This is a genomic window from Aeromicrobium sp. (genome assembly GCF_014378035.1).
Taxonomy (GTDB): domain Bacteria; phylum Actinomycetota; class Actinomycetes; order Propionibacteriales; family Nocardioidaceae; genus Aeromicrobium.
In genome coordinates this window covers 1-8434 of record NZ_JACMOM010000217.1, presented here as the reverse complement: position 1 = coordinate 8434, position 8434 = coordinate 1, and the positions used below count along the sequence as shown (strand labels likewise).

Below are 8434 nucleotides of genomic sequence, written 5' to 3'. Positions count from 1 at the left end.
CCCGCCCGCCATGCGGGCGCGGAGGTGCGCACGGGCGAGCGGGTGATCTCCGTCACCGAGGGCGCAGTGCGGACCGTCTCGGCCGAGTACAGGGCCGACGTCGTAGTGAGCGGGCTGGACGCCCAGGTGCTCGAGGACCTCCTTCCGGACGCGCAGCCACCCTCGCGCCGAGCATTGACGTGCTCGGGGGTGGCTATCTATGCCGTGCTCGAGAGGAATCTTCCGGCCCCGACGGCGACGCATTCCGTGGTCATGCCGGACGACCCTGCCGCCCTGCACCGCAGCCTCGCGATGGGGGCGGTACCAGAACAGACGATGGCGTTCGTGAACTACTTCCGCCCCAATGAGGTGTACCCGAACGAGCGCCCGACCGTGGCGCTTCTGCTCACCGCCCCGGCCGACGGGCGCGGGTACGACCTCGACGACCCATTCATCGAACGAGAGATCGGGCGGATCAGCCGAGCCATAGGGATCTCGGACCCGATGACGGAGTGGTTCCGGGCCTGCAAGGTGTTCGACCCGCGATACTTCGCCGCCAGCGGCGCCGCCGGCGGTGCGCTCTACGGGGCGACCCGCCCGCTGTGGCAGAGCGGACCGCTGCACCGCCCCTCCTACCACGACCGGCGTCGGCCATGGCTCTGGCGGGTGGGCGCTTCGGTGCACCCTGGCGGCGGGATCCCGGCGGTGCTGGGCGGCGCGATGGTATCGATGGACAAGCTGCTGCGGCAGCTGGCGGTGAGATGAGTACGGCGAGCGGGCCATCGAATGGGTTCTGCCGATGACGAAGCCGGGGCGCCCGATAGCATGACCAAGGTGGCTGAGCAGCGCAAGAAAGTTCTCCTTGCGGCCCCGCGTGGGTACTGCGCGGGGGTGGACCGGGCCGTGATCGCCGTCGAGAAGGCCCTTGAGCACTATGGCGCGCCGGTGTACGTGCGCAAGGAGATCGTGCACAACAAGTTCGTGGTCGCGACCCTGGCCGCGCGCGGCGCGATCTTCGTCGACGACACCGACGAGGTGCCCGAGGGTGCGCGCCTCGTGTTCTCGGCCCACGGCGTCTCCCCGGCGGTGCACGCCGCCGCGGCCGCCCGCTCGCTGCAGACCATCGACGCGACCTGCCCCCTGGTGACCAAGGTGCACAAGGAGGCCGTCCGGTTCGCAGCGGAAGAGTACGAGATCCTGCTCATCGGCCACCACGGCCACGAGGAGGTCGAGGGCACCCTCGGTGAGGCCCCCGACCACATTCAGGTCGTCAACTCCCCCGACGAGGCAGACACGATCACCGTGCGCGACCCGGACAAGCTGATCTGGATCTCCCAGACGACGCTCTCGGTCGACGAGACGATGGAGACGGTCCGCCGGCTGCGCGAGCGCTTCCCGTCACTGCAGGACCCGCCGAGCGACGACATCTGCTACGCGACCCAGAACCGCCAGGTCGCGGTGAAGAAGCTCGCCCCCGAGTGCGACGTCGTGATCACGGTCGGGTCGGCTAACTCCTCGAACTCGGTTCGCCTCGTCGAGGTGGCTCTCGACGCCGGTGCGCGCGCCTCCTACCGGGTCGAGACCGCTGCCGAGCTGGACCCCGCCTGGCTCGAGGGTGCGAGCACGGTCGGGGTGACGTCGGGGGCCTCCGTGCCGGAGATCCTGGTCCGGGACGTGCTCGAGCTCCTCGCGCGCCTCGGGTTCGCCGATGTCGAGGAGGTGCGCACCGCCACCGAGGAGATGATCTTCTCGCTCCCGCTCGAGCTGCGGACCGACCTGAACGCGGCTGGGACTTCCCTCGAACGCCAGCGCCGCGCCGCGCGCTGATGCGGGCGCCAGCATCGCCGTCAAGCCGGTCTGACCCTCGCGCCTGCCAGCTCTGGTCCATCCGCGTGGCCGTGCGCGCCCTAGCCTCGCGCTTTCATGCCGGGCTGGTGTAGGTCCGTGTTGGTGAACTGAAAAGTGCCCCTGAACTGGGATGATATGGGTTGTTGAGGACCATGTCAGACCAATTCGAGGAGCACTCTCCAGGTGAAGCAGACTACCGGGTTCTATCCGCGGTTGAGCGTCGACACGACCACGTCAGGGGCCGTCGCCCAGGCCGATGGGGTGCTGCTGACCGAGACGGTCGCCGCGACCGGTCTCGGGCGGGAACTGTCGAGGGAGTTGGCCCGGTGGTTCAAGCCGTTGGCGGTCCACGACCCGGCGAAGGTCATCGCCGACCTCGCGGTGACCCTGGCCCTGGGTGGGGACTGTTTGGCGGACATCGCCCTGCTGCGCGGGGAGCCGGGGGTCTACGGGCTGGTGGCCTCGGATGCGACGGTGTCCCGCACGATCGACGCCCTCGCCGCGGACGCGCCGGCCGCGTTGAAGGCGATCAACACCGCCCGCGCCACCGCGCGGGCCCGTGCGTGGGCCCTGGCCGGGACCGACGCACCCGATCACGGCACGCACGCGAGGAACCCGCTGATCGTGGACCTGGACGCCACCCTCGTCGCGTCGCACTCGGAGAAGGAGAACGCCAAGCCGACCTATAAGCGCGGCTTCGGGTTCCATCCGTTGTGCGCGTTCGTCGACCACGGCCCCGACGGCACCGGTGAGCCACTCGCGATGCTGCTGCGCCCGGGCAACGCCGGGTCGAACACCGCCGCCGACCACCTCGTGGTCATCAAAGCCGCCCTGGCCCAGTTCCCGGGCCACACCCCCGGGACCCGCCCCGGACGCAAGGTGCTGATCCGGATCGACGGCGGCGGGGCGACCCACGCCGTCCTGGACTGGCTCACCGGGCAGCGGTTGTCGTACTCGGTCGGGTACTCCCTGCCCGCGCACACCCCTGACCTGCTCGAACTCATCCCCGAGGACGTGTGGACACCGGCCTACGACGCGCACGACGAGCTCCGCGACGGGGCCTGGGTTGCCGAGCTCACCGACCTGCTGCACCTGACGGGCTGGCCCAAGGGGATGCGCGTGATCGTCCGCAAGGAACGGCCCCACCCCGGGGCGCAGCTGACCGTCACCGATGTCGACGGGCACCGGATCACCGCGTTCGCGACCAACACCCCCGCCGGCGGGTCGGGCACCCAGCTGCCCGACCTCGAGTTGCGCCACCGCCGCCGGGCCCGCTGCGAAGACCGGATCCGGATCTCCAAGGACACCGGGCTGCGGGCGTTCCCGCTGTTCGACTTCGCCCAGAACGAGATCTGGTGCGCGATCGTCGCCCTCGCCGTGGAGATCACCGCGTGGATGCAGATGCTCGCCCTGCATGGGCACCCCGCACGCCGCTGGGAACCCAAACGACTCCGGCTACGCCTGTTCACCGTGCCAGCGACCCTGGCCCGGACCGGACGGCGAGTCCTGCTCCACCTCGCCACCAAAGCACCCTGGGCCACACTCGCCCACCAAGGAATTACAAGACTTCGCACCCTGGCCGCCGCCCCCGGCTGACCCCCGCGTCCCGTCCCGACAACCCCCGCACGACCCCCGCACCCTGGAACCGGCGCCCACCCGAGACGACACTCGGGTCCTTGTCAGACCCAGATGACACAATCACGCCCACGAGACGCCCAGGCAGCCAGCGCGACCAAGGTCAGCCGCCCGACGAAAGATCGAGGCTAGCTCTTTGACCGCCGCAGGGCGGCTTTTTCGCCTTACTCTCGGCCTTCTTCCAGCGGGATGAGCATCGTCCGGAATGGGCCCCGGGAGCCATGGAGTTCCCAGATGCGCGCGGCCACGTCGTCGAGACCGTGCTCGAGCCCAAGCTTCGGGATGCCTCCCGGGATCACGAGCTGGATAACGCGGATGCCGTCACCCTCCAGTGCGTCGTGGAGCATTTCGCCATACGCACTCTCGGCGGGGAATGCGATCGAGGTGCCCGCGAAGTCGCTTCGCGCCTTCACTGACGTTCCGCCGTTGATGAGGATGATGCTGCCGTTGCCCGCCGTCCGCATCGCCGGCAGCACTGATCGAACGGCGTGGATGAGCCCCAATGCCGAGAACCGCAGTGCCTCCAGCGCCAGCTCGGGCGTCATCTCGAGCACCGGCTTCAGGTACTCCCTGGAAGGCAACGGGCTGTACTGCAGCACCGCGATCGGCCCGAGCTCGGCCACGGCACGCGCGAGGGCGAGCTTGAGGGAGGCGGGGTTCAGGACATCCGCCGCGTAGCCGCGCGCAACCAGACCACCGTCCTGGATTTGGGCCGCCAATTCATCAAGCTTCGCCTGATCGCGCGAGATGAGCGCGATCGAGAAGCCCTCGGCACCGAACCTGCGTGCGACCGCGGCTCCGAGGCCTGGTCCAGCACCGATGATCGCAATGGTAGGCATAGCCGTCCCTCCCGAAGTGTGTGACTGATCGACCATAGTTGCAGCCCCTCGTGGAGCATTCCGCGCTGGTCGCGGTCGTGCTTGCCGCCCACGCCCGCACCTGGGTCCGGCTCGTGAACTCGAGGTCCAGGAGGTGAAGACTGTGACGTTTTGGCCCATTTCGGCCGAGAATCGGACACCAAAACGCCCGCCTGCCCTTTCTTGCTGATCTGCGGCGGCGCCATCGCTTCATGACCGTTACGCGCTCTCTCGCCAACACCGCTTGGCACCAACTAGGCGGTGGTCGATGCGGCCAGCGGTTGCACGAGCTGCTGGCCCCGGCGGCGGTGTTCGCCGGCGGCACAGGGCACGGTTGTCGTCGCAATGCCCTATGTCTGGTCGATGCAGACCCGTATCGACCTCACCTTGGACTGCACGAACCCCCACCTAATGGCTGCGTTCTGGAAGACCGCTGCCGGGTACGTCGACCACGACGAGTTCGACGACGGGATGGACGCAGTCTGGTTGCATGACCCGTGGGGGGAGGCGAACGCGATCCTGCGAGCAGCCTCGATTCGCGGGAGAGCTCGACTCCCGCAACGGCTGATCATGGATTCAGCGACGCTATGAGAGCCGAACCCGCAGGGTCGACGCGATCTGCCAGGTCCTGCGCGAGTAGGGCCTGACGGTCGCCGCGAGAAGGACGTTGGGCCTCTCGGTGAGCATGGTGGCGCGGGCGGTTCGTGGGCTCTCGGGTCGGTCCAGGGTGATCGTGATCGCGCGAAGTTGACCTGCCCGCCGAAGTGAGAGGTGGCGGGTGCCACTGGTCCCACGCGCGTGGCGCGTGGTGGTGATTCGATCAACACATCGGGCAGCAGGGGGAAGGATTCCGCGATGTTCACCACGCGCGAGCGGGATGGTGTGTCCGTTGCTGTTGAGCCGCGATGGGCGAGGCGGGTCGCGCAGACGGGTGGCGTCGTGTTTCTCGCAGGTGCCGCAATCAACGTCACCGTCGTTGCTTTGGCACCGCAGAACTACGCCGATCTGGGAACGTGGATGGGTGGAATGTTCCCGATTTAGTGGACACGCTTTTAGGCGGCGAGTTCGGTGATGTTCCTATAGCCTAACTCGTATTCTTGAGGTGTCAAGTATCCGAGCGTTGAGTGGCGTCTGGTGCGGTTGTAGTACTCCTCCACCCAACTGAACGTTTCCTTGATCAGGATTTTGAGGTTTGGCCAGGGCCGGGTGTGGATGAGTTCTTTCTTGTATGTTGCGAAGAAAGATTCCGATACGGCGTTGTCATAACAGATTCCGGTCTTGCCCAGGGATCGGCGAATGTTGTGGTCTCGACAGTATTTGTCGAACTCGTGGGAGGTATATTGTGTGCCGCGGTCGCTGTGGAATATGACGCCCTTGGGTGGGCGCCGGTGGATGATGGCCATGTCGAGGGCGTCGGTGATCAGCGAGGTCCGCATGTGATCGGCAGCGGCCCAGCCGACCAGTGCCCGCGAGTGCAGGTCGATCACGGTGGCGACGTACGCCCACCCGTCCCACGTCTTGATGTACGTAATGTCGCCGCACCAGCGCTCATTGACGTGCTCCGCGGTGAAGGACCGACCGATCCGGTCCGGAGCCGAGACCGGGTGATCGCCCGGGGTGGTGGTCTTCTTCCACGCGCGAGGATGGCGTCCTTGCAGGCCAGCGGCCTGCATCAGGCGCCAGACACGTTTGCGGGAGATCCGGTGGCCGGCGACGACGAGCTCGGCGTGCATGCGTCGCACGCCCGGGTTGCCGCGCAACCGGACGAAGAACGCCCTGATCAGGCCCGTCAGGAGCGTGTCTTCGCGCTCGTGCGCCGATGGTTCGTGGCCGCGCCACCTGTAGTACCCGGACGTCGAGACGCCGAGCTGGTCACACATGAAGGTCACCGGGTAGGAGTCAGTGTCGACCCAGTCTGCGATTGCGGCGAAGATCACCGCGGGTCTTTCGCAAACCAGGTAGCTACTTTTTTTGCAAATTCGACCTCCATCCGAAGTCGTTTGTTTTCCGCACGCAAGAGTTCTAGTTCTGCCCGTTCGTCGTCACTGAGAGCAGGATCGTGTACTTCGCCGGCGTCTTTCGCCTTCTTCACCCATCTGCTCAAGGTCATCTCGTGGACGCCGATACCGCGTGCGGCATCAACGATAGTCCGACCATCATTGATGACCAATTCTACTGCACTGGCCTTATACTCGGTGGTGAAAGCTCGACGGGTCGATCCCATAATACGATTCCCTAATTGTTCGGGAACTCGCTAACTTCGTCCCGTGTCCACCAAAGTGGGTACGTTCCACCGTCTTCTCGACGCCCAACAACACTCGCCATAGGCTGACATCACGCACGCCGTTCTCCGCTTCACCTGGTTCTGGTCCTTCGACAGCTCAGAACCTAAGCGGGAACGGCGTGTTCGCACCTCAGCATCTCCCAGAACCACCCACGGATCGGTCAGGAGAGCCAAAAATGCCCGCCATTCCACGGGCCGAACGGGAGGGGCCGAATGAGGGCGCTGGAGACGACGGCAGGACCGGTCCCGTCACCGAACGCGAACGGGAAGTCCTGCTTGGAGTGGAGGCGCACGGCCCAACCTCCGGTGGTGAAGGAGCGAAGCGCGGTCTCAGCGTCTCCCTGGCTGATCCGGGCGGTCTCGGCCGAGGCCGTCCCGGCGAATGCACCGGTGGCCATCAGGGTGGCTGCACCGAGCGCGACTGCTGCAAGTACGCGCCGCACCGGGCGAGTACGACCGCGTGTGCTCGAGTTCAGGTTCATCGATCTCGACCTTCCGCTCCGCGTCGACGCCCGACGCACCTGGCGAACCACCATCCTTGTCGCGTTGGCCACGGAACTCAACGGGGTTGCTGGCTCAACCTGGAGTGCGACGAGACGGGCCGAGGTCACCCGCACCGAAGCGCCCTTCTCGCTCGCGTGGTGGGCGATGATCGGTCTGTGACCGACATCCTCAGTGCCAACTGGCTACACCGCGCCCGGCAGCAGCCGACTGCTGTACGACCTCGATGAGGTGCTGCGGGCGATCGGAACCAACGACTCGATGCGTCCGCCGTCGAAGTTCGCGGGAACGATCGTCACGCTCACCGGACGAGGTGCGTTCCGTCGGTTCAAGGACCAGCTGCCGACCTGGCCCGACCTGCTCGACCGGTGGCACGCCTTCAGTGAGGACCGCCAACGCGGTCGGGCTCGAGCCTGGCTAGCTGCGGAGGGATACGGCCCCGCGCCACACCAGTCCAGGTCGTGACGACGGAGTGCATCCTGGCGACCCGCGATGCAACACGGCGCCATCCAGTCGCGGTCGCGATCGATGCTGAGCGACAGTTGACAAGCCCCATCTGTCGGCGCCCAGCACGAAGTTTCCGAGGCTAGCCCCAGCTGGACGAGTGGCCTACCTTTGGGATCATCGGAATTACCGACGAATGTCGGCGGGCACCGTTATCGAGTAAGGAAGCTCACCGTGGCATACAACGTCGCCCAGAAAATCATCGCGTCGCACCTGGTCTCCGGGGAGATGGTGCCGGGGACCGAAATCGGTCTCCACATCGACCAGACCCTCACCCAGGACGCGACCGGCACCCTGGTCATGCTCGAGCTGGAGGCGCTGGGACTGGATCGCGCACGCACGGAGGTTTCCGTGCAGTACATCGACCACAACCTGTTGCAGGCCGACAGCAAGAACGCGGAGGACCACGACTTTCTCCGCTCCGCCTGCCAGCGGTTCGGCCTGTGGTTCTCGAAGGCCGGGAACGGGGTGTCGCACCCCACGCACATGCAGCGGTTCGGCATCCCCGGCAAGACGATGGTTGGCTCCGACAGTCACACCCCAGCCGCCGGCTCGCTGGGGATGCTGGCCATCGGCGTCGGCGGTACCGAGGTGGCCCTGGCCATAGCCGGCGAGCCCTTGTACATCAGGATGCCCGAAATCTGGGGCGTGAAGCTCACCGGACAGCTGCCGCAGTGGACCAGCGCCAAGGACGTCATCCTCGAAATGCTGCCCCGGCACGGCGTCAAGGGCGGCGTCAACCGGATCGTCGAGTACTACGGCCCCGGCCTCGCCACCCTGACCGCGATGGATCGGCACGTGATCGCCAATATGGGCGCCGAACTGG

The 8434-nt window shown here is 66.6% G+C and carries 12 protein-coding genes; 8 read left to right on the top strand and 4 right to left on the bottom strand.

The annotated features are described in order from the left end of the window. The 3 genes from H7290_RS11300 to H7290_RS11290 form a co-directional block, all read left to right on the top strand. A partial coding sequence (locus H7290_RS11300; RefSeq protein ID WP_366927626.1) for a hypothetical protein occupies positions 1 to 744 on the top strand: 744 nt, incomplete at its 5' end. A gap of 60 nt (positions 745 to 804) precedes the next feature. Continuing rightward, entirely contained in the window at positions 805 to 1806 is a 1002-nt protein-coding gene (locus tag H7290_RS11295) for a 4-hydroxy-3-methylbut-2-enyl diphosphate reductase (protein ID WP_290514117.1), read from the top strand. A 204-nt stretch (positions 1807 to 2010) separates the two neighbouring features. Beyond that, positions 2011 to 3423: an IS1380 family transposase gene (locus tag H7290_RS11290; RefSeq protein WP_290514116.1), complete on the top strand. Its 1413-nt coding sequence runs from the start codon at positions 2011 to 2013 to the stop codon at positions 3421 to 3423. A 203-nt stretch (positions 3424 to 3626) separates the two neighbouring features. Here the strand turns inward: H7290_RS11290 and H7290_RS11285 are convergent, their stop codons facing one another. Beyond that, entirely contained in the window at positions 3627 to 4301 is a 675-nt protein-coding gene (locus H7290_RS11285; RefSeq protein WP_290514115.1) for an SDR family NAD(P)-dependent oxidoreductase, read from the bottom strand. A gap of 363 nt (positions 4302 to 4664) precedes the next feature. Between H7290_RS11285 and H7290_RS11280 the strand changes: the two genes are divergently transcribed. Together H7290_RS11280 and H7290_RS11275 are read left to right on the top strand one after the other, a co-directional pair. Continuing rightward, on the top strand, positions 4665 to 4910 hold the full coding sequence (locus H7290_RS11280; protein WP_290514114.1) for a hypothetical protein: 246 nt from the start codon (positions 4665 to 4667) through the stop codon (positions 4908 to 4910). A gap of 264 nt (positions 4911 to 5174) precedes the next feature. Beyond that, a complete protein-coding gene (locus tag H7290_RS11275; protein WP_290514113.1) occupies positions 5175 to 5360 on the top strand; it encodes a hypothetical protein in 186 nt (61 codons plus the stop codon). 11 nt (positions 5361 to 5371) lie between these two features. Here H7290_RS11275 and H7290_RS11270 read toward each other — a convergent pair whose 3' ends face one another. From H7290_RS11270 to H7290_RS11260, 3 genes are all read right to left on the bottom strand, one after another. Continuing rightward, positions 5372 to 6256 carry an IS3 family transposase gene (locus tag H7290_RS11270; RefSeq protein WP_290514112.1) on the bottom strand — a complete coding sequence of 295 codons (885 nt, stop codon included), beginning with the start codon at positions 6254 to 6256 and terminating at the stop codon, positions 5372 to 5374. Continuing rightward, complete coding sequence (locus H7290_RS11265; RefSeq protein ID WP_290514111.1) at positions 6253 to 6543, bottom strand: transposase; 291 nt, start codon at positions 6541 to 6543, stop codon at positions 6253 to 6255. The genes H7290_RS11270 and H7290_RS11265 overlap by 4 nt, the downstream gene beginning before the upstream one ends. Positions 6544 to 6764: 221 nt before the next feature. Next, a complete protein-coding gene (locus H7290_RS11260; RefSeq protein ID WP_290514110.1) occupies positions 6765 to 7046 on the bottom strand; it encodes a hypothetical protein in 282 nt (93 codons plus the stop codon). Between the two features lie 19 nt (positions 7047 to 7065). On the opposite strand from H7290_RS11260, the gene H7290_RS11255 reads away from it, so the two are divergent. From H7290_RS11255 to H7290_RS11245, 3 genes are all read left to right on the top strand, one after another. Then, a complete protein-coding gene (locus tag H7290_RS11255; RefSeq protein ID WP_290514109.1) occupies positions 7066 to 7266 on the top strand; it encodes a hypothetical protein in 201 nt (66 codons plus the stop codon). Between the two features lie 12 nt (positions 7267 to 7278). Then, the gene (locus tag H7290_RS11250; protein ID WP_290514108.1) at positions 7279 to 7569 is read left to right on the top strand and encodes a UPF0158 family protein; all 291 of its coding nucleotides are present in this window, start codon (positions 7279 to 7281) and stop codon (positions 7567 to 7569) included. Between the two features lie 213 nt (positions 7570 to 7782). Then, a partial coding sequence (locus H7290_RS11245; protein ID WP_290514107.1) for an aconitase family protein occupies positions 7783 to 8434 on the top strand: 652 nt, incomplete at its 3' end.